The 20492-nt window shown below is 56.2% G+C and carries 14 protein-coding genes, 2 pseudogenes and 1 other annotated feature; of the genes and pseudogenes, 6 read left to right on the top strand and 10 right to left on the bottom strand.

The window, feature by feature from the left end; translation table 11 throughout:
• Nucleotides 1-669 precede the first annotated feature (669 nt).
• Entirely contained in the window at nt 670-3084 is a 2415-nt protein-coding gene (locus ACGI6K_RS10440) for a TonB-dependent siderophore receptor (protein ID WP_376949687.1), read from the top strand.
• A gap of 95 nt (nt 3085-3179) precedes the next feature.
• Here ACGI6K_RS10440 and ACGI6K_RS10435 read toward each other — a convergent pair.
• From ACGI6K_RS10435 to ACGI6K_RS10425, 3 genes and pseudogenes are all read right to left on the bottom strand, one after another.
• A pseudogene (locus ACGI6K_RS10435) lies at nt 3180-3462 on the bottom strand (IS481 family transposase); the annotation flags it as partial.
• Between the two features lie 149 nt (nt 3463-3611).
• A pseudogene (locus ACGI6K_RS10430) lies at nt 3612-4115 on the bottom strand (reverse transcriptase domain-containing protein); the annotation flags it as partial.
• Nucleotides 4116-4124: 9 nt separating this feature from the next.
• Nucleotides 4125-5347 (bottom strand): IS3 family transposase gene (locus tag ACGI6K_RS10425; RefSeq protein WP_377968566.1). Its coding sequence is split into 2 segments (ribosomal slippage): nt 4125-5062 and nt 5062-5347, totalling 1224 coding nucleotides; the frame shifts between segments, so codons are not numbered across the junction.
• Nucleotides 4953-5069, bottom strand: a sequence feature (AL1L pseudoknot). (Overlaps the previous gene by 117 nt.)
• A 557-nt stretch (nt 5348-5904) precedes the next feature.
• Between ACGI6K_RS10425 and ACGI6K_RS10420 the strand changes: the two genes are divergently transcribed.
• Nucleotides 5905-6069 (top strand): hypothetical protein, encoded by a 165-nt coding sequence (locus ACGI6K_RS10420; RefSeq protein ID WP_376946738.1) that lies wholly within the window; start codon nt 5905-5907, stop codon nt 6067-6069.
• 502 nt (nt 6070-6571) lie between these two features.
• Here ACGI6K_RS10420 and ACGI6K_RS10415 read toward each other — a convergent pair.
• The 5 genes from ACGI6K_RS10415 to ACGI6K_RS10395 all read right to left on the bottom strand — a co-directional run bounded on the left by ACGI6K_RS10415 (nt 6572) and on the right by ACGI6K_RS10395 (nt 12064).
• Nucleotides 6572-7063, bottom strand: coding sequence for a hypothetical protein (locus ACGI6K_RS10415; RefSeq protein WP_394543876.1), 492 nt, complete (start codon nt 7061-7063; stop codon nt 6572-6574).
• A 708-nt stretch (nt 7064-7771) separates the two neighbouring features.
• Complete coding sequence (locus tag ACGI6K_RS10410; RefSeq protein WP_376946732.1) at nt 7772-8791, bottom strand: GNAT family N-acetyltransferase; 1020 nt, start codon at nt 8789-8791, stop codon at nt 7772-7774.
• 38 nt (nt 8792-8829) lie between these two features.
• Nucleotides 8830-9675 carry a dihydropyoverdine dehydrogenase gene (pvdO, locus tag ACGI6K_RS10405; RefSeq protein ID WP_376946742.1) on the bottom strand — a complete coding sequence of 282 codons (846 nt, stop codon included), beginning with the start codon at nt 9673-9675 and terminating at the stop codon, nt 8830-8832.
• 101 nt (nt 9676-9776) lie between these two features.
• Nucleotides 9777-10667: a formylglycine-generating enzyme family protein gene (locus tag ACGI6K_RS10400; RefSeq protein ID WP_376946730.1), complete on the bottom strand. Its 891-nt coding sequence runs from the start codon at nt 10665-10667 to the stop codon at nt 9777-9779.
• Nucleotides 10664-12064: a dipeptidase gene (locus ACGI6K_RS10395; RefSeq protein WP_376946728.1), complete on the bottom strand. Its 1401-nt coding sequence runs from the start codon at nt 12062-12064 to the stop codon at nt 10664-10666. The genes ACGI6K_RS10400 and ACGI6K_RS10395 overlap by 4 nt, the downstream gene beginning before the upstream one ends.
• Before the next feature lie 199 nt (nt 12065-12263).
• Here ACGI6K_RS10395 and pvdP point away from each other — a divergent pair, with 199 nt between their 5' ends.
• Both pvdP and ACGI6K_RS10385 read left to right on the top strand, forming a co-directional pair.
• Nucleotides 12264-13868: a pyoverdine maturation tyrosinase PvdP gene (gene pvdP / locus ACGI6K_RS10390; protein WP_376946726.1), complete on the top strand. Its 1605-nt coding sequence runs from the start codon at nt 12264-12266 to the stop codon at nt 13866-13868.
• A 73-nt stretch (nt 13869-13941) separates the two neighbouring features.
• Complete coding sequence (locus tag ACGI6K_RS10385; protein ID WP_376946724.1) at nt 13942-15069, top strand: cupin-like domain-containing protein; 1128 nt, start codon at nt 13942-13944, stop codon at nt 15067-15069.
• Nucleotides 15070-15138: 69 nt separating this feature from the next.
• Here the strand turns inward: ACGI6K_RS10385 and ACGI6K_RS10380 are convergent, their stop codons facing one another.
• Nucleotides 15139-16116, bottom strand: a complete 978-nt coding sequence (locus ACGI6K_RS10380) for a FecR family protein (protein WP_376946721.1) — start codon at nt 16114-16116, stop codon at nt 15139-15141.
• Nucleotides 16117-16273: 157 nt separating this feature from the next.
• Here ACGI6K_RS10380 and ACGI6K_RS10375 point away from each other — a divergent pair, with 157 nt between their 5' ends.
• Nucleotides 16274-16846 carry a sigma-70 family RNA polymerase sigma factor gene (locus ACGI6K_RS10375; RefSeq protein WP_394543873.1) on the top strand — a complete coding sequence of 191 codons (573 nt, stop codon included), beginning with the start codon at nt 16274-16276 and terminating at the stop codon, nt 16844-16846.
• Nucleotides 16847-17193: 347 nt separating this feature from the next.
• Here ACGI6K_RS10375 and pvdQ read toward each other — a convergent pair whose 3' ends face one another.
• Nucleotides 17194-19482, bottom strand: a complete 2289-nt coding sequence (gene pvdQ, locus ACGI6K_RS10370) for a bifunctional acylase PvdQ (RefSeq protein ID WP_376946715.1) — start codon at nt 19480-19482, stop codon at nt 17194-17196.
• 419 nt (nt 19483-19901) lie between these two features.
• Between pvdQ and ACGI6K_RS10365 the strand changes: the two genes are divergently transcribed.
• Nucleotides 19902-20405: an LEA type 2 family protein gene (locus tag ACGI6K_RS10365; RefSeq protein WP_376946712.1), complete on the top strand. Its 504-nt coding sequence runs from the start codon at nt 19902-19904 to the stop codon at nt 20403-20405.
• Nucleotides 20406-20492: the final 87 nt, after the last annotated feature.

The raw sequence follows: 20492 nt of genomic DNA, 5'->3' as shown, positions 1-20492 counted from the left end.
CAAGAGACAGCGATGGAAAATTTTTACTGAAGAGTAGATTTATCTCAAACAAGCTGAAACCGAGTGGCAATGAAGGAATGGTGGGTTTCAGCGATGCTTGGTTCTACACTCGATACCCCACGTTCAGTGACATGATAGTGCCGGGCGCCAAGCGGCTGAAGAATTTTGAACTGGAGAGCAGTTTGCTAGAAAAGCTGTTGACCGAAGCCCAACTTGATAATATCGAATCGCCTAATGGTGTTAAGAGGGTAAGCCAAGCGGTATCCATCTCGGTGTAGGCCAGTACGATTTATGCCCGCATGGCCAGCTTGGGCCGTCGAGCGCCGGACGACAGTGTAATTAGACAGCGTGATCGATACGGCACGAGGGGCGGCCATGGCAAGCTCCTGCAGCTTGAATAACTCTCTCAGCAAGATTGCTTGCTCCTGATCAGCTCATACAAATTTCTGGCTCAGATTACCAGTAGGAGGCAAGGCAAGCCTCCTTGGCGATACTGCCACGACCCATGTGCCCATTATGTAGGGAGAGCGCTGACTGAATACGGAGTATATGACCTTCCCAAAGGCAATCTTCTAAGCACCATGGCTTGCAAAGAAATTATTCCGGATTTTATTGGCAGATACGTCTAATGGATATCTTCTACGTGTCACCCTTTAGTGAGCCCAAACGATGCCCTCACAAGCTGAATTGTCCCCCTTGGCCAAAGCACTGCTGATGCGCCATTTTTTTATACCCAGGGCCGCCGCCATACTAACAGTGGCCATAACACTTCCACTCTCAGTGCAAATACAGGCCCAGGAAGTAATCTTTAATGTTCCTGCACAGCCTCTATCCTCTGCCCTTCAGGCATTTGGCACTCAATCGAACATGCAGCTACTATATAGCTATGAAATGCTTAGAGACCTGCGCAGCAATGAAATCAAGGGACAGCTTCCCCCTTTAAGTGCTTTGGAAGGGCTATTGAAGGGGACAGGTATTGGTTATACCTTACAAGGCAATGTTATTACGCTTTTCAGAAATGGAGAGTCTGCTACTATGACCTTGAATGCCATGACCGTGGAAGACAATGCTCTCGGCACCATTACAGAAAATACTAAATCCTATACGCCCGGCACTATCGCTACTGCTACCAGACTGGTGCTGACACCTCGCGAGACACCGCAGACCGTCACGGTCGTCACTCGCCAGCATATGGACGACTTCAATCTCACCAATATCAGCAAGGTGATGGATCATACGCCAGGCGTCACGCGACACGGCTCAGATAACTTTCGATCCTATTACTATGCCCGTGGCTACGAGATTCGAAACTTCCAATACGACGGTATCCCTATCTTGTCTGATGGCGTCAATTTCATGGGCGAGACCACAAGCGATATGATCCAATACGACCGCGTGGAGGTCATCAAGGGGGCTAGTGGTTTGACCACTGGAGCGGGTAGTCCTGGTGCCACCATCAACCTTGTGCGCAAGAAACCTACCCGTGAGTTTTCCGGACACGCCACGGCCGAATATGGTCGCTGGGATAACTACCGTACCGAATGGGATGTGGGTGGTCCCTTAGTCGAAAGTGGGAGTATTCGCGGTCGTTTTGCTACCGCCTTCCAGGATCAACAATCCTATATGGATCATTTCAAGGAGCAGAGGCGAGCACTATATGGCATCTTGGAAGTGGATTTGTTCCCCAAGACGATGCTGACATTCGGTGGCAACTACGACAAGACAATACCGACTGGTAGCAGTTGGGGCGGAACACCTTTTTTTGATAGCCATAACAATGAAGTTAATATATCCCGGTCTTTCAATCCTGGCGCAAGTTGGAGCCGTGCCGAGCAATTCAGTCATGCCTTCTTTACCCAACTGGACCATGAGTTCGATAATGGCTGGAGCGGTCGAGTCTATTACACTTTCCAGAGAAACGCATCCGATGGAAACTTGGGAAGCATTAAATATACCCCAAATGGTGATACTGGCAGCTCCGAATTGCTTAGTGGCCAATTCAGGAACAAAACGAGAAGTCAGGCATTGGAGGCTTATGCCCGTGGTCCTTTCGAGTTATTCGGCCGTACCCACGAACTAGCCGTGGGGGTCAGCGGCTATCATAACCATCTCAAGGGATCAGGACACAATGTTATTAGAGTACCTGTCGATAATATCTGGGAGTGGAATGGACGTGCAGAGCGACCAGACTGGGGCGGCATCCTTTACCGTGCCGAAGATCGCATCGACCAACGTGCCTACTACGCCAGTAGCCGCTTCAGCCTGACCGATGACCTCGCTGTGATTCTGGGTGGTCGGGTGACCAATTATCGCCGGGGTGGCGACAGCAATATGCGCGAAACGGGCGAAGTGGTTCCTTTCGCGGGTATTACCTACGACCTGAACGACAATTTTTCGCTGTATGCCAGCTACACCAAGATATTCCGGCCGCAAAGTGCTCGGGATGAAAGTTATGCCGTACTCGATCCGGACGAAGGCGATAGCTATGAAGGTGGACTCAAGGGCGAATGGTTCAATGGCCGGCTGAATGCCAGCCTAGCCTATTTCGAAATCCGCCAGGACAACCGTGCCGAGTATGTGGGTTGGAATAGCGAACGAAACGACAGCATATATGAGGCAAAGAAAGCCAAGACCAAGGGTATCGAACTAGAGGTTAGTGGCGAATTGATGCCCGGCTGGAATATCCAGGCAGGCTTTACTCATCAGGTCATTCGAGAGGATGAAACCAACGAGAAGCTGACGACTCAGGAGCCGGAAAACCAGTTCAAACTCTATACGACCTACCGGCTACCTGGCAGATTGAGTAAAATGACCATCGGGGGTGGCGGTAGTTACCAAGGTACGACCTGGCGGGATGGTACGGATGCTCTGGGTAATGAACATCAATTCAAGAATGAAGCCTACTGGTTAGTCAACCTGATGGGGAGATATCAGATCACTAATAATCTCTCGGCCACACTCAATGTTAATAATTTGTTTGATAAGTATTACTACTCTAACTATGGGGAGCGGTGGACTGGTATAGCCACCAAAACCTATGGCGAGCCTCGCAATATGATGCTAACAACACGTTGGGATTTTTAAGGAAACTCTAAATAAGTTAGAAAAGAGGGCGATTGCAAGAGCTAAGCACAATATAGCTACTGGATTGAAACAGGCAGTGCATGCCTGTTTCCTCATTAGATGTTTGGTCCCGGAATGAGGTGGTGCGGGTTGACTTTGAAGATCGATGGGGCCTTGATCCAGGCTTCGTAAATGACTTGGTAGGATGCTTGATGTCATGGGCGATACAGACGCGGTCGAAGATGTGCGGGCGGCTAGGGCCTTAGCGGTTCTTGAGCAAATCGGCGAAGGCCATTCCGTTATCGGTGAGCACGGTATGGATCCGATAGGGAAGACTTCGACCACAGACTGGAGGAAGGCTGCCCCCTCCATCTTGCCGGCGCTGTCATGGAACTCGACAAGGACACGGTGAATCTCCGACAGACTGCAATGCCACCCTCTGCCACCAACCCCAGCAGCAAGACTCGCCAGCTCATGGGTTGCCCAAGACGGCGAAGGGACTTGTAGATCGTCGTCCTCGTTCGCCAGTGTTTGAGCTGGATTGCCCTGAGTCGTCGGCGTAGCCACGAGTCCAGATCCCTGAACACCTTCGGTGTCTGCGCAAGCCGGAAGTAGGACTTCCAACCCGGCAGATAGGCGCGAAGCTGTTCTGCGACCTGGGCCATGTTGCGACCGCCGACGCGCCGAGTGATGAGCCTGATGCATTGCTTGAACGTCTCCAGTGCCTCGGGGGATACCGCAATCTTCACCGTGTCTCCCGTCCATCGCCTGAGGCAATAGCCGAGGAAGTTACGGCCAAAGACTGATCCAACCTTGGTTTTGGTTTCGTTCACCTTGAGATGCAGTTTCGCATAGAGGCACCGCATGGAGCGGAGTACTCGCTCGCCAGCCTTCCGACTGCGGACGTAGACGTTGCAGTCGTCGGCGTAACGGGCAAAGCGGTGTCCTCGCTGCTGTAGTGCCCGGTCTACTTCGTCCAGCAGCACGTTGGCCAGGAGAGGTGAGAGTGGCCCCCCTTGAGGTGAACCGCCCCGGGAATTCCGGAGGCTCATTGGTGTGAGTCACGCCACCATGGCGGACTCGTCGAGTTGGCGATAATAAGCCGCTTCGGCCTCGGCCGGAGGTACGTTGCCGATCGGCTCCAGCCGCCGCCGGTGGTTGAACCAGTCCACCCAGGCCTGCGTGGCCAGTTCCACCGCCTCGCGGTTCTTCCAGGACTGGCGATGGATCACCTCGGCCTTGTAGAGTCCGTTGATGGTCTCGGCCAGGGCATTGTCATAAGAGTCGCCCACGCTACCTACGGACGGCTCGATACCAGCCTCGGCCAGGCGCTCGGTATAGCGGATCGATACGTACTGCACCCCGCGATCGCTATGGTGGATCAGCCCAGCGTGGCTGGCGGGTCGACGTACATACAGGGCCTGATCCAGCGCATCCAGCACGAACTCGGTAAGGGCCGAGCTGGACACCCTCCAGCCGACGATGCGCCGGGCGAACACGTCGATGACAAAAGCGACATAGACGAAGCCCTGCCAAGTGGAGACATACGTGAAGTCCGACACCCACAGCGCGTTCGGACGCTCGGCTCGGAACTGCCGATTCACCCGGTCCAGCGGACAGGACGCAGCCTTGTCGCTGACCGTAGTCTTGACCGGCTTGCCGCGTACCGCGCCGTGCAGCCTCATCTGCCGCATCAGGCGTTCCACCGTGCAGCGGGCCACGGCAATGCCTTCGCGCCGCAACTGCCGCCAGATCTTGCGTGCCCCGTAGACCTGGAAGTTCTCCTCCCAGACCCGCTGGATATGCCTGCGCAGATGCCCGTCACGCTGCGCACGGAGCGATAGCCGGCTGGGCTCGGTGCGCCGAGCGGCATGTTGGCGGTACGTCGATGGGGCGATCGGCAATACCTTGCAGATCGGCTCGACCCCGTAAAGCTCGCGGTGCTCATCGATGAATGCCTTCATCGCTTGAAGCGGCGGTCGAGCTCCGCCTGGGCAAAATAGGCTGAGGCCTTGCGCAGGATCTCGTTGGCTTGGCGCAGCTCACGCACCTCCCGCTCGAGCGCCTTGATCCGTTCACGCTCTGGCGTCGTCTGTCCCTCACGCAGTCCAGTATCGCGCTCGGCCTGTCTCACCCAGCGGCGCAGCGTCTCGGCTGTGCAGCCGATCTTCGCAGCGATGGAATTGATCGCCGCCCACTGCGACTCGTGCTCGTCCTGATGCTCGAGCACCATACGAACCGCCCGCTGCCGGACTTCAGGGGAATACTTCGTTGCTGTCTTCATGGCTCCATCCTCTCAAGAGTTGGAGCCTCCGGGAAACCCGGGGCGGTTCATATCCGAGTGCCATAACGTCCAGCTCTCCTTCTCGTTCGGCCCTTTGTCGATAGTTCGACTACTACGGCCTCTGCTGACTTCTCGCTCCGGCCAAATGGCCGTCGCCCTTTCAGGCGTAAGGCGAGATCTCCCCAGGTAAGAACGCGGTCCTTCCCCGCACAACCGCCTGATCTACGCGACTTCTCCTTGACCACAAAAGCTTCGCAGTGATGTGTCTGCTCGCCTTGATTGGCCGCGCCTCATATCTGGTTCTTGTTCATCGGCTCACGGTTTCGCTCCACACTTCCTCCCCACGCTCGGTCACCCTCACGCAGCTGTGCTTCACTTCGCTCGCTGTGGTCAGCTCGCGGGAGGACTTTCACCTCCAAGACCGTGCCCATGCTGGGCGCACACATCTTCCCCGCAAGCTCTGCGGCGGGCCTGGGGGCCGTTGCTGGACAAGACCCATACCGCATGTCGTTGCAGCATCCGCTGTCGGTCTACGGGTCGATCCGGGAGACCTGCGCATGAACCCGCAACACGCGCGCATCGCCGAGCTGAGCCAGGCGCTCGTCAATCATTACCCACTGTTGGCCCAGCAGGCGGTCAAGGACGACTTGAGCTTCGGCGACTTCCTGGAACAACTGCTGCGGTACGAGCACGACTTTCGCCAGCAACGCAGCCTGGCATGACGACCAGTCTGGAATGCATCTGCAGGCCACAGAGCGTATGTAATAGGTCTGTGACTATCGGTTTTCCGTTTTCCGGCTGGGAACGGTGGTAAGAGTGTCGATCTGCTTGGGGTGCGCCTGCAGTATCCTGAAGGACCAGCAGGGGACCGTCGACGACAGCAGCGCGAATACGTGTCGCCTGGAAATTCCCGGCCAGAATCCGCGCCTCGTCTACTGCCGTGTTAGAAAGGACGCGGTAGGCCGCCTTGGTATTTGTCCAGTCTTGGCTATGCCTCCAATAAATCATGGGGCGACCTCTTGTCACAAGCTCATAGGGACCGTTCGTAGATATGGGTAATTGAATGGCTCATGGAGCGTCCCCATCTCGAAAGTAGATCTTTTAGATACCCAATAAGTCATGCACTTCATCAATAAAAAACGCAGCTTTATAAAAGAGTCGAGAACACTCAATGGGCCCAACACGATCCCAAGCGCTATGGTAAACACAATAAACCATTTTTCTTCAAAAAAAATAATCCATTAGTTTCTCAGCTAACTCAGTATTATATATGATAATGATTACAATGGATATAGAGAGATTTGCAATTGCCATGGACCACCATCTCAATTGATCATATCCAAGCGGGTATAACAACAAAGGAGACAGCGAAAGCATCAGTAGAACAAACTCAAAAGACTGAATTCCGACAGCCTGCAAAGTTACCACATAAAGCCTTTTAAAAATAATAAAGCTAGGAATGAGGCCAGCCAGCATTATCAAATGTCGTTGTACATTGTAGAAATCGATAGTATTATTGAACGTGAGTGACAAGTTATCGCCTAAGCTACGGTAGAGTACTAAGACTGCATCAAAATATGCATGGTTATCTATAGATAGTAATTTAGAATAGTATTCAGAGTGATCTATAATCTCATCCAGCCCTTTTGTAGAAATATAAATTGTTTCTACAATAGCAACCCCAAACACAAACACCACATATAAAGCATATTTCACACACCAATCTGATCTATGCAGAAAGCTCCAAACACCTAAAAGCAATGGAAGTATAATAAAAATACTAGCCTCATGCACTAAGCCTGAAATTATAAAAAAATGATATATAAGATATACCTGCACCTGCCGAAGCTTTAAAAGGCAACGAAATACAGACCAATGTCAAAATATAAATAATATTATCAAATCTGGCTATTTCATATATAAAATGCTGAGTAGTAGCTGGATGCAAAAGTAAAAATAACGCTATAAATAAGGCTCCAGTGTGACGGCGATAGCACGAAATAACCCTATAATAGAAAAGCGAGAACAAAGTCACCATTACGACACTAATGACGAGAGAGAATAATTTAATAAATTTATAGGTGGGTTACGTTAAGTTGGCGTAACAGCTCACCTGGCAAGCCTCGCTTGATGAGGCCAAACTCATAAGAAAATAACCACTGTGTATACACCCATACATTTAAAAAAGAAGAGCATGAAACTAAAAAAACAACAAGTACCGCAAAAAAATAAAATTTCTTTTTGTCTTTAAAATATTCATCAGAAACCTTAGAATTTAGCCACAGCGAAGCAGGTACTTGATCAGTCTTCAACATAAGCCAGCCATCCACATGCGGTTTTAAATTAATATTTCTACTAATTTTTATTCATATAGACGCAACAATTTATATCGCCATTGAGGCGACATAAAAATTTCCATACAGATCACAAACGATGTGTATCAAAAAAAGTTTCTCGCTCTAAACGTAGTAGTGCGGCTTGTTTATGCGGTAGCTGAATACTCTTCAGATGACCATAACCTTGAGATTTGAGAAAATCGATTTGACGGCCATGATCGATGCGAGGCTCTCCTAGAATTCGCTGAGTTCTCAGGTCATCGAGAAAAATATAGTGCATTAATGATTGAAACCAAGCTTTTAATTTGCCCACACTTTGATGTTTGCTTTCGCCAATAGCCACATGCCAGCCGCGATCATAGTCGTGCACGTCGTAATAGGGAGCAATGCGGTCTTCCTTGCACCAGTACACCTCGAAGTAGGCGAATGGCTCGTCATCGAAACAGCCGATCAAAGGGTGTACTCGTGGGTCTTCGAACAACTCCGCTAGATAGGCAGCATGTTCTTCCTGAGTGCCAGTCTGCTCCCAGAAATAGGCGATTTGCTCCAGGTTCATCCACTTGTTGAAGGCCTGTAGGTCACGGTCCAGATTCACAGTGCGTAGACTGAAACTAGCATTGAGACCAGGTAGGTAGCGACGGTACACCTCACCACTTGAGATGGGCGGTCGCCGCGGGTGCCGTTTTTCGCCGCTGAAGCACCAATCCGGCGCTGTATAGCCGCTAAAGGGGGCAGTAAGCCAGGGTAAAGGGTTCTGCCAGAAGGTCTGGCGCTTGCATTGCAATTCAAAGATGCCGGGCTGGAGCTCACTGAAACCATCGATGACGCCCAGCCGCGTTGCGTGAATGGCGAAGGCGCGGTTGGCAACGACTTCTAACATCAGACGTGCGCATTTCTTGCTGCGGCTAAAGCGACTGCCCAGCAACGCCAGCAGCGCCTGAGGAGGGAAGCTAGCAGACAAGGGGCCGAGCAGGATGCGTTCGGCCTGCTCTTGGTAGTTCACCGGTGCCAGACCGGTAACCCGCAACTGTTTCTGGCCTTCACTATCTTCGTGAATGGTGGCTTGGGAGTATTCATTCAGAGATATGCTGAACAATATGTTATTCATGGCGATTTCGTTTTGATAGGTTGTTTCGGAGGACTGTGTCACAGATCGTGTACTACCCTGAACCCCAAGAAGTCTCCGCGAATGGTTTTCGGCCTGTCGTTTCTATTGCCCGAACGAGAAAAGATCGGTGATTCGCCCCAGTCGTTGCCACGCATGTGAGCCCGCTCGCAGTTTTCGTCATCTATCCAGGCGCTACCGTCGGTTGGTGCACCGACATAGTCGGGATGCTTGCAGTCGGCGACCCATTCGTAGACGTTGCCGTGCATGTCGTAGACGCCGAAGGCATTGGGTGGGTAGCTGCCGACCGGGGAGCTGTAGCTGTAGCCATCCTTGGGACCATAAGTATTAGCGTGCTTATTAATCTGGTATTCCCCCTCCTTGTCGAACGGGAACGGGAAGGGGCCCGTGGAACCGGCACGGGCAGCGTATTCGCGCTCCGCTTCGCTGACCATGCGATAGCGCTTACCGGTTTTCTTCGATAGCCACTCGGTATAGGCCTGAACTTCGTGATAGTCGATGCAGACCGCCGGTTGACGGGGACCTTGCGGATAGCTGGGCTTGCTTGCCTCGCACCAGCGACCGGGGCGCTCGTCGCCACTCTTGATGACCACGCTGGTTTGCTTGATGTAGGCGTTCAGCTCTTTCGCCGTGACGTGAAAGCGGCTGATGGCGAAGGGCTTGGCGAAGGTCACCTTGTGCTGCGGCCCCTCGTCCGGTTGCCTACCCAGTTCGCCTTCCGGGGTACCCATGATGAAACTGCCGGCAGGCAGTACTACCATCTCCGGGCATTCTGGACAGTCTTTGAATACGCTACCAGGCACTGGTGCCGCAGTTGCCTGGGTAGCCGTCAAGAGTGTAGTAACGCAGTAAAGGGCTGGAAGTATCCTGACCGCAACTATCGATCCTGACCCAATAGAGCATGCGAGGCGTTTCGTGATTTGGAAAATATTCTTCTTGCTTGATTCCTCTTTGGGTTTGTAAATGCTCATTCCTTTCTCTCCACCTGTTTTGCAGTGGAAAGAGGCTTGGCTACTCGAAAACCTATCCAGTCGCCCCGATCTTTGAAATGACGTGAGTTGCGATTGGCTGAGCGAGAAAAAACAGGAATGGAAATCCAGTCATTGCCCCGGATAATGTGGCTGGAGCAATCTCCTTGCATCCAGGCGCTGCCGTCTGTCGGAGCCCCCTGATAATCCGGGTTCAGGCAATCGGCGACCCATTCCCAGACATTGCCGTGGGTGTCATAAACCCCGAAGGCGTTGGGTGGGAAACTGTTGACGGGAGAGGTGAATTCGAACCCGTCTGCAGAACCGATGGTATTCGCGTGACGGCTGATGTTGAAAGTTGTTTCGTCGACCGGATATGGGAATGGGCCGGTGCTACCCGCTCGGGCTGCATATTCGCGCTCGGCCTCGCTGATCATCCGATAGGGCTGGCCTGTTTTGCGCGCCAGCCAGTCAATATAGCCTTTCGTGTCGTTGTAATCGACACACACAGCGGGTTGTCGCGGACCTTGAGGATAGCGGGGTTTGCCCGCGAGGCATTCTCTTCCGGGGCGAGTGTCGCCATCTTTCAGCTTCACATTGGTTTCCTGGGCATAGGCGTCCCATTCGGCCGCGGTGACGTAAAAACGGCTGATGGCGAACGGGTGTTCGAATGTCACCTTGTGCTGCGGGCTTTCATCCGGTTGGTGGCCAGCCTCCACGCCGGAGGAGCCCATGATGAACTCGCCAGCGGGTAAAACGACCATTTCAGGGCAGCGCTCACAGTCTTTGAAAACCGTGCCTGCCAAGTATTCCGTTTCACTTGCGTTTGCCCCGCCCACGAAGTACAGGAAAACGGATGAGAAGGTGATCGACAGAGATGAACGACTCATTGCGCTGTACTCCTTTGAGTGGGCGTTTCTTGAGATGGAGATGTCGTGATGTCGCCGTGGCTCTGCCTACCGGCGTTCTGCACTTGCTCCCATACTCGCAGGAAGTTACCGCCCCACAGCTTGGCGATGTCCTCGTCCGAGTAGCCACGCTGAATGAGTTCGGCGGTGACGTTACGGGCGTCGCCAACGTTCTCCCAACCGATCACACCGCCGCCATCGTTGAAGTCGGAACTGATGCCGACGTGGTCGATGCCGATCTTCTTCACGGCATAGTCGACGGCATCGCCGAATTCCTTCAGGCCCGCCCGTGGATCGGTTTCGAGAATGGCGTAGAGCTGGCTGGCGTACTCGCCGAAGCGCTTCTCAGGCCAGATCGAGAACACCGGATCGGCCGGCATGCTGGCCTGGGAGAGGTTCTCGACATCCGGCAGGCCGAAGCCTGTGCGCATGGCGTTGACCTTGGCGAGGGTTTCCTTGGAGAAGGGACGCAGGTAGGAAGAGAAGCCGGCGATATGAACCACACCGCCGGTCTTCTGGATCAGACGCAGCTCCCGGTCGGTTAGATTGCGCTGTATGTCCACCAGGCCGCGTATGCCTGAGTGCGAAGCAATGATCGGGGCGCGGCTGAGATCGGCGACCTGTTCGAGGGCGCGGCTGGACATCTGTGAGACATCGATGACCACGCCCAGATCGTTCAGGCGTCTCACGGCCTGTCGTCCCAACTCGGAGAGGCCGCCATGCTCGTCGGGCGAGTCGCCATAGAAGGGCATGGGGCGGGAGGAGTCCGACCAGGCGTTGTTGGCCACATAGTTGAAGCCGAAGATGCGCATGCCACGTGCGGCCCAGTCGTCCAGCCGCGAGACCTCGTCGCCCAGCGGATAGGCGTTGAGCATGCTGATGACGATGGCGAATTTGCCCTCGTGGGCCAGACGGCGGAAATCGGCAGGGCTATAAGCGATGCCGGCCCGTTCGGGATAGTCGCGGGCGATGCCGGTGATGATCCGGTAGCGGGCCTCTTGTTCATGTCGCGCCGCCTCGACGAAACCGGGTGTCGGCCGGTGCGGAGCGTTGGGGCCGATCCAGAACTCCGGCCAGGCCCAGAGGGTGAGCGCCGCTCCGCTCAGGCGGCCACGAGCGGCCTTGACCAGATCGAACTGCGTGCGACCGTCGCGGTCGGCTTCCATACCCTCGCTTCCGTATTCCAGGGGAAGATCGATATGGGCGTCGAAGGACAGGATCCTTTCCTGCAAGTCATTGGCCTTGCGCATGACATCGCGCGAATAGGGCAAGGACTGACGAATGAAAAGCCACCAGACCAGTAAGGCGACCGCCGCCACGGCGATCAGCGACAGGATGCTCAGGAGTAGCCATTTCCGGACGGTACGACGAGTGCTCATGGGGCTCCCAGAATTGATGGTATTGGCCGGCCGGATGCCCGGCCGATTTCGTTGGGAAGACGAGCAGGCGAGGGGAGGATTTAGCGTTGAGGGGGCAGCTCCGAGCAGGTCTGGTTAGAGGTCTGCGCAGAATGGGGCATGCATAAATTCGGGCCCCTGGCATTCGTTCTCGCAGGAATAGCTGGATAGCGAGCGAAGAATGAAGTTTTCTCGAAGGGGATTCGTGGCGGGGTTGGCAGCGGCAGCGACCCTGTCCGCAGGGGTGTACACCCATCGCAAATGGAAAGAGTCGGAAGCTGCAGAGCTGTCGTCCGACGAGCCGGATACACCCGTACCCGTGTTGCCGGACGCTTTGCTGGCCAATCGGCTGGTGGGTGTATGGGACATGCGTTTCATCGCCGGGCGCCAGGACTTTCCCGAGATCCCGGTTGGGGAGTTGCAACTGCTTCTGGATATCGGTCCTGGTGGGCGGGCGTTGCGCGGTTACCTGGGGGCGCCGCCCTATGCCGGAGACATCCTGCAGGTCTTTGGACGCCTCAGCGGCGACAAGGCGCCGTTCCTGAATTTGCGGATGCTGGACAACCAAGGGCGCTCGCTGGAGTGCAGGGCGATCTTCGACGAGATCTGGGGCGCATGGAGCACCGGCGGCGGCAAGGCGACGCTGAGCGGCCGCCTACACAGGTCGGGTGTCCAGGCTGGGCTTTCGACGCAGGAAGCCTCGTTCGTCGCCGTTCGACGACCATTCACGGCATCCCGCGAACGGCTGTCCTATGCCCCGGAGCTGAAAGCCTGGCTGGTATCGCCCGGGCATCGCCTGTTCCATCAGGTGTGGCACGCCTGCCGCGATCGCTGGCATCAACTCGAATCGACGCAACGCCAGGGGTTGCGGGCGCTCGGCTGGCAAGCCGGCCCGCTCGGCAAGGAGCGCGATGCACGGGGCAAGCATCGGCACCGTAACGGTTCGGGAGAGGATTTCCTGTTCATGCACCGGGACATGCTGATACGTGCGCGTGCCATGCAGGATCTACGCTCCTGGATAAGCCTGCCGCCCCCCAGGCCCTACATTGGCCACGGGATCCAGGCCTTCGTGGATTACATGGCCAACCTCGATGGTTTTTCCGTGCCGCCGGCGTGGGAAGTCGAGGGAGACGAGAGCTTCAACCGGTGGCTGTACTACATCAAGAGCAGCGAAGGCTACTACGGTGCCTTCCAGGCCTGGGAGGCACAGTACCGGGATCCGGAGTACCTCAGCACCCTGTGTCTGGGCGAGCTGGGATCGCGCATCGAACTGGGCATCCACGACTGGCTGCACATGCGCTGGGCATCGATACCACGCGATCCCAACAGCGGGTTACCGATGCCCTTTGGACGTGGTTCGGCGGATTTCGCCGAGCATTGGTACCGTCCTGGCAACGATTACCTGGGCGATCCGTTCTCTTCCCATGTCGATCCGGTTTTCTGGTCCTTTCATGGCTGGATCGACGATCGCATCGAGGACTGGTTCCTGGCCCACGAACAGACACATCCCGGCCAGGTGGTTCGCAAGACGATCGATGGCGTGCCCTGGTTTGCGCCGGGGCCCTGGGTGCGCGTCGCCGAGCCCTGGCTGGGACCAGCGCGGGCCGGCTGTGGTGCCTGGGGACGCAGCAACCGGGGCGATGGCGGCGAGCTGGACATGGAAACCATGAAGCTTGCCTTGCGCATCGTGTTCGCCGACGAAGAGGAGGCCGAACGCCTTGAGGACCGAGTGCCACGTCGGCCCTGGTATGGGCGACACCTGACCCGAGGCGATCAGCATGATTGACGTAAATAATTCCGGCCCCGTGCCGTTCGTTCATGAATCACTGTCCACGACCCAGACTTAGGGGAGCCCGATCATGGATTTATCCGCTGTATTGTCTAGTTTGTTCACCGGCGCGCAGGCGGTGGGAGTCAATGGGGTCTTCCAGTTCGTCTTCTCTCCGGAAAAGGCAGTCTGGGCGGAGGTAGGCGAACAGGTGACCATTCGCTCCGGACACCATCCGACCGCCGACGTGACCATCGAACTTGACGAGCAGGATTTCACCGGCATTATCCAGGGTACTCAGGATGTCGAGGAACTGTTCGCCAACGGCCGGCTCAGGATCGGTGGGCAGATAGGGCTAGCTACCCTGTTGCCGCAGATCATCGGCTCGGCTCGCCGAGGTGTCACACCGCCCGAGCAGGTACGCGGTATGAACCAGCGTTATCCCGCACCGGAGCGCGCCAGCGACAGGGTATCGGCAGGCCAGCCGCCACTGAAGGCTGTGGAGCGGCGGCCGCGTAGTAGCCTGTCGGTGGAGGAATTTCGCCAGCATTACGTTCCGCAAGGTTTGCCGGTAATCATCAGCGATGCCCTGCAGGATTGGCCGTTGTTTAACATGAGTCGCGAGGAGTCGTTGGTGCATTTCGCCAAGCTGCAGGGAATCACTCGGCATGGTGACTATGCACAGAAGACCTTTTCCACTGAGCGCGATTTCCGCTCCACCTCGATGGCCGAGTTCATCGCCGGGCTGGATCAGGAGTTGGAGGAGGGCGTCCCATCACCTTATATGGGCAACAATGTAGTACCCGAACAGTTGTTGGAACTGATCCGCTTTCCGGATTATTTCGACCGATCCCTGTTCATAAAGCCGCGCATCTGGATCGGCCCCAAGGGAACGCTCACTCCTCTGCATAGGGACGACTCGGACAACTTGTACGCTCAGGTCTGGGGGCGCAAGTCCTTCATCCTGGCGGCGCCACATCATTGCGAGGCGCTGGGCACCTGGTCGACCTCGCCGCAAGGCGGGCTGGAAGGCTGCGAGGTGAATCCGAAAGCCCCCGACTACGAACGCTTTCCCCGCGCACGCGAAGTAGATTTTTTGCACATCGTGCTGGAGGCGGGCGATCTGTTCTTCCTGCCGGATGGCTGGTTCCACCAGGTGGAATCCGTCTCCACTTCACTGTCTGTCAATTTCTGGGTCAATTTCGGACGGGGTTGGTAAGTCGCGTCGGGGCGCTTACACGCCCCGATGGCCGGTTGATAAAGCCCATGCGGAACGGCTTATTAGAGGCTAACGCGGCCGACTACCGATGACCGTGGCATCGTCGCTGTTCCGGCTCAGGTAGATCGGTAGAACCTTGGGCAGGACCTGAACCAGTTGTCCGATGTTGCGGGTGTCATAGATGCCGCCGATGCGCAGGTCAGCAGTAGCCTGATCAGCAAGCAGGATGGGCTTGTCCAGGTAACGGTTGATATAGGGGAGGGCCTCGGCGAGCGTAAGGTCGTCGAGGACCAGCTTGCCTTCACGCCAAGCCAGGGCCTCGGCTTTGGCAGTCGATATCTGCGGCAGTTCGCCATCGTTTCCGTAACGAGCCTGCAAGCCAGGAGATAGGTAAGTCACCTGGTCGGGCTGTTCCGTATCGCCATGTACCTTGACCGAACCTTCGGTCAGGGTGACGACCACCTGGTCCGCATATTTCCATACGTTGAAGCGGGTGCCGGTGACGGTAACGCTGCCCTTGCCGGCATACACCACGAATGGATGGCGGGCATCGTGCTGAACCTCGAAGAAGGCTTCGCCCTCACTGAGTTTCACACTGCGGCGATCACGGAAATTGACGAACCATAGCGTGGTGTCCAGATTCAGGTGCACGCGCGATCCATCCGCCAGGATCACTTCGCGAGTACCGTCCTCGGCATGGAAGCGCTGGATGTGGTCGGGAAGCCATCCTTGCTGCCAGCCCAGCAGACTACCCAGCGAAAGAAGCAACAAGGCCGCAGCCGCCAAGGCAGGCCTGCGCGAGCGCCGCCGAGGCGAGGTCCGAACCGAATCTCCAGCTATCGCCTGGACAGGCAGGTGCTCGCTGACCAGCCATATGTCGAGCATTGCCTGGTACTCGCGCATGTGGGCCGGGCTGGTTTTCAGCCAGCGTTCGAATGCGATGCGCTCCTCATTCGTGCAGTCTTCCGCATGCATTCGCATGCACCAGTAGGCCGCCTCATCGAGGAGGTTATCGCTTGCAAGAGGGGAGGAAGCATGGTCGGTCATCAGGCGCTACCGGTTCGACTCAACGTTGGATTGGAAAGGAGCAAGACGCCCGAAGAAGCTTCCATTAAAAATGAGAATAATTATAATTTGTCCATTCGCCAGTATAAAATGCGACATGTGTCGGCTCAAGGCGGTAGACGATAGCCTCCCGACCGACGTGTTCACCGGCAAAACGGTCGCATGCTTCAAGCTCGGGGGGATCATGGAAAAATATTACCAGCAGTTGGTCCATTACTTGACGACCCGATTAAGGGATCGCCATCTGGCGGCGGACGTCGTCCATGATGCCTATGTGCGGATCCTCGAAGGCGGCCATGGAAGCCTTGTGAAGTTTCCACAAGCCTACCTATATCGCACAGCGATCAATATTGCCATCGATACCCACCGGCGTGAAACCGTACGGCGCGGCGAATCGCTCGAGGATATCGAACCGCATGCGGCGGAACAGTTCCTGGGCCCGCAGGACTCCCTGTACCTTCGACAACGCGCCACACTGGTGGAGCGCGCGCTGAACGAATTGTCCGAAAATTGCCGGAAAGCATTCCTGATGCGCAAGCTGGACGGCCTGGGACACACGGAGATCGCGGCCCGCATGGGCATTTCCAAGGATATGGTGGAAAAGCACATCGTCAATGCCATGCGACATTGCCGCATCCGGGTCAGGGAAATGGAGTATTCCAAGGTTGATTTCAACAACGCAACGCGCCGCCATTCCACGATTACAAGATAAGCAAAGCGGGGTTCAGCGTAGAACTCTAGCTGTGAGCTCTTAGCAAAGGAGTTCACAGCGCCATACCAATACTTCGCATAATGTATATTATGTTAAATAGTGTAGCGAAGAAGCCGGGTAAACCGGTACCGGTTCCGAGCGCCGCCTTGTTGACGGATGGCTTTGACGCAAGCTGTGAGTTGCGTTCGGGTTGGCCACGATCGGCTGGGAAGGTGCAGTGCAACGCGCTCGGATGGTCCGTATTTCTCGAAGGATTTCTCGCCGGACTACCGCGTCTCTGAAGGGCTACCTTCTTCCACAAAGCAAAGGCTGCCTGCTATATACCCTCACGAAGACCTTGCCCGGACTCATTCGGCTAACTTAAGGACCTCAGATGGCGAGCTGGCTTTTATCTGCGCCTCGCTGAATGGAATCGTTTGCCATGTCTGACGGGAAAACAGCCGAGTCTGGTCCCGGTAATGCGGCGAAGCCGGATCGGTGGACTGGGAAAATGACAGGAGCCCGCGAGCCTGGGGACCCTCTTCCGTGAAACGCACCAACTGTATGTAACTACTGCCTCCTACCACTTCCAAGCCGCGGCCAACCGAGGCCGGTCGCGCCTGAATCGCGTTGTAGATTCCAAGCCGACCATCCCCGCCGGGGATGGGTATCCGCTCGGCACCACGACTCGTCTTCTGGAGTTCCCCCCAGACTGTTTTCGCACCGACCCCATCCGCAGCAACTTCGTCGCGGGCAACCAGCAAGGCTTTGACGACCTTTTCCCTGACCTGTGGATCGTCCAAGGCGATGCCGCGCGGGGTATGCACAGGGTCCTGCGGATCGAAGGGTATGCGCCAGGCATCCGGAATCGCTCTGAAATGCTCGGCGAAGTGCTGGAAATACAGGAGACCTGAGCCATCCTCCAGACCTGCCCGGCGGCTCCAGAGACGCAACCCTGTACAGACCTCCACCAGTTCCCGGTTTTCGGGACACAGAGTCAGCAGATCATCCACCAACAGATCGGCCAGGTAGACTTGGTTATCCGTCACCAGGCGCTCCAGTCGCTGTGCGTCCAGGCGCTCCCGGCCAAGCCGAGTCAACTGGTCGAGGGCGAAACGGGTCCGGGGACCCAGAAGCTGGCCGTCGCGACTGACCAGTGGCGAGAAACCCGTCAGACGCGCAGCTGGATTGGTCATCCAGGCACTGTCATTGGAGTTCTGCACGAAGTCCTCGCGCTCGAGCACAGGCAATTTGCCCGGAGGCACTATCCCGGGCTGAGCGGCGCTTTCGTCATGGCGCCAGTCGCAGGCGCTGCGCGAACCATCGAGCACCGGCAAGCCTTTTCCGGCCAGCGACGCATCGAGGCAATTCGCCAATTGATCGGCCTCCAGGTTCGGAATGACCGAAGCGTTCATGTAGAGCACCCTGCCCCGCTCGTCGCTGGCCAGAGTATTGACCCAGGGAATGCCCTGGGTCCGTTCGATCGATGTGCGGAACTCGGCAAGGCTGGTGGCCCGGTTCATTTCGGTCCACTGCTGGAGGGCACGCGTATTATCCAGGTTGGCATCGTGCAACGCATAGGCCGTTCCATCGGTCCAGTCGAGCAGGCCGGGCCACTTCACCAGCGGTCCGTACTTCGACAGATAGAGACTGTGTTCCAGCGTCGACAGATTGCCTTGCGCATCGAGCACCTCGACGCTCAACATCCGCTTCTCCAGGGGATAGTCGATGCCATCCACGCGATAATGCCCCGGAGCCTGCGGGTTCAGTTCCAAGCGATGCAGGGTGAAATGGCTGGAACTGTCGACCGTATGGGTCCAGGCGAGATGCTGGTTGAAGCCGATGTTCACCAGCGGCAGTCCGGGCAGAGCAGCGCCCATGACATCGAGCCGCCCAGGGATGCTCAAATGCAATTGATAGAAGCGCAGCGCGCCGAACCAGGGGAAATGCGGGTTCGCCAGCAGCAAGCCCTTGCCGTTATCCGACAGTTGTCGGCCGACGGCGATACCGTTGCTGCCCGTGTGCCGGACGAACGCCTCGCGCCGGCGAGCCGCCTGCTCGAAATCCACGGGGCGCCTGAGGGCTGCCCTGTCCTGCTCACCGGGTGGCGCCGCGTTCAGTACCGCTTCGACGAACTGCCCGAGCCCGCTTTCGATCATGAGCCGTCGGGTGAAGCGCAGCAAATCGCCGCTCGAGATCGGCCGCAACCATTCACGCCCGGCGCAGGCCACGGGCCGTTGCTCTTCCGGCGTATCCCGCAGGTAACGGTTGAAGCCCGCCGCATAACCCTCGAGCAGTTGGCGAACCGGCTCTGGCTGTACCTGCCATAGGGCTGCCACGGATGAGTCGTCGTTCAACCAGCGGAAGAAGAAGTCCGAGGAAACATTGTCGATCCGGGACGAGGACTGGCCATCGGCGCCGAAAAACCGAGCCCGCTCGCCGCGTGCGGTGACTATCTCTTCGGCCAGCAGACACAGGTTGTCCCGCGCATAGGCGTAGCCGATCCCATAACCGAGCCCTGCCTCATTCTCGGCGCGGATATGTGGCACACCGAAAGCAGTCCAGCGGATCTCCGCCACCATCGATGGACCGGCTGGCACCGGCAAGGCCAAGCAGGCCAACGAAGCCCCGACCATGCCCGCAAGGAATCGACGCATGCATATCTCCCCTGTCCGCACCGAATGGTGAGTGCATCCGCAAGAACGAGAGGCACGCCAGGAAATTTAGCGGCCCGGTTCCCGACACCGTCACAATGTATTCGTCATGCAGATCTGATATCAGTGAATGCACTGGCAAAACTGTCGCGTCGAGCCAATCCGTCAGGCTTAGCGCGCCCATGGGGCTACGCGTTTTCCGATTTTCCGGCTCCGGCATAACGGCAGTCTGATTCGCACGGGATAGCAAAGCTCGCCTGCAAACGTAAATCAGGCCCATGGCCATATTTCTGCCGCAATAGCCACCTAAAGTATGACCCGGGTCATTAATCGACAGATGCTTTCTTGCCAAGCTGAATTCGGTAGCGGCGTTTTGCAATAATGATTATCATTTATGCCTGGCGATAAGGGAGAGTTTCCCCATGTGTTCACGGGTATCCAAACCAAGGATCTTCGGCCTTTGGCTCATGACTTTCCTTGCCAGTACGGCTGCTTCCACAAGCTGGGCGGATGAAGCATTCCAGCCTCCGGTCCTGGAGCTGACCCAAGTCGAAATCAGCAAGGCCGGTCTGCTGGAGCAGGACTTCGTTCTGCATTTCCGCATCAGCAACCCCAACGAAAACAAGCTCCCGGTTCGTGGCCTGGCCTATCAGGTGCACCTGGAAGATATCGAGTTGGTGAACGATGGCGAGTCGAGACAATCATTCACCGTTCCGGCTCACGGCCACCAGGAATTCGAGGTGCCGGTCACGACCAACCTCTGGCGACGCATGAAACCCCTCGTCAAGTTGTTGAAGAAAGCCGAAAAGCCCATTTCTTATCAGGTGAGCGGAGAGGTCAAGATCGGGCGCCTGTTCGGACGCAAAGTACCGTTCTTCCACAATGGCGAACTGGCGCGTGGCGAAATGATCGCCAGCAATCATTAAGCAAGGAATGGCCATTACCCAATAGACTGCACCTTGCCTCGATCTCCTACCAAGCGATAACGCAAGCAGCAGATAACTGTACCCCCT

The organism is Azorhizophilus paspali (genome assembly GCF_043587585.2).
Classification (GTDB): domain Bacteria; phylum Pseudomonadota; class Gammaproteobacteria; order Pseudomonadales; family Pseudomonadaceae; genus Azotobacter; species Azotobacter paspali.
The sequence above is the reverse complement of the archived record's forward strand: the minus strand, read 5'-3'. Positions and strand labels throughout refer to the sequence as shown.

Bases quoted from the DNA above. Each gene is read 5' to 3' on its own strand.
- ACGI6K_RS10365 (WP_376946712.1), top strand. From the start codon at position 19,902: ATGTGTTCACGGGTATCCAAACCAAGGATCTTCGGCCTTTGGCTCATG.
- ACGI6K_RS10380 (WP_376946721.1), bottom strand. From the start codon at position 16,116: ATGACCGACCATGCTTCCTCCCCTCTTGCAAGCGATAACCTCCTCGAT.
- pvdP (WP_376946726.1), top strand. From the start codon at position 12,264: ATGAAGTTTTCTCGAAGGGGATTCGTGGCGGGGTTGGCAGCGGCAGCG.
- ACGI6K_RS10420 (WP_376946738.1), top strand. From the start codon at position 5,905: ATGAACCCGCAACACGCGCGCATCGCCGAGCTGAGCCAGGCGCTCGTC.
- ACGI6K_RS10395 (WP_376946728.1), bottom strand. From the start codon at position 12,064: ATGAGCACTCGTCGTACCGTCCGGAAATGGCTACTCCTGAGCATCCTG.
- ACGI6K_RS10410 (WP_376946732.1), bottom strand. From the start codon at position 8,791: ATGAATAACATATTGTTCAGCATATCTCTGAATGAATACTCCCAAGCC.
- ACGI6K_RS10385 (WP_376946724.1), top strand. From the start codon at position 13,942: ATGGATTTATCCGCTGTATTGTCTAGTTTGTTCACCGGCGCGCAGGCG.
- ACGI6K_RS10440 (WP_376949687.1), top strand. From the start codon at position 670: ATGCCCTCACAAGCTGAATTGTCCCCCTTGGCCAAAGCACTGCTGATG.
- pvdQ (WP_376946715.1), bottom strand. From the start codon at position 19,482: ATGCGTCGATTCCTTGCGGGCATGGTCGGGGCTTCGTTGGCCTGCTTG.
- ACGI6K_RS10400 (WP_376946730.1), bottom strand. From the start codon at position 10,667: ATGAGTCGTTCATCTCTGTCGATCACCTTCTCATCCGTTTTCCTGTAC.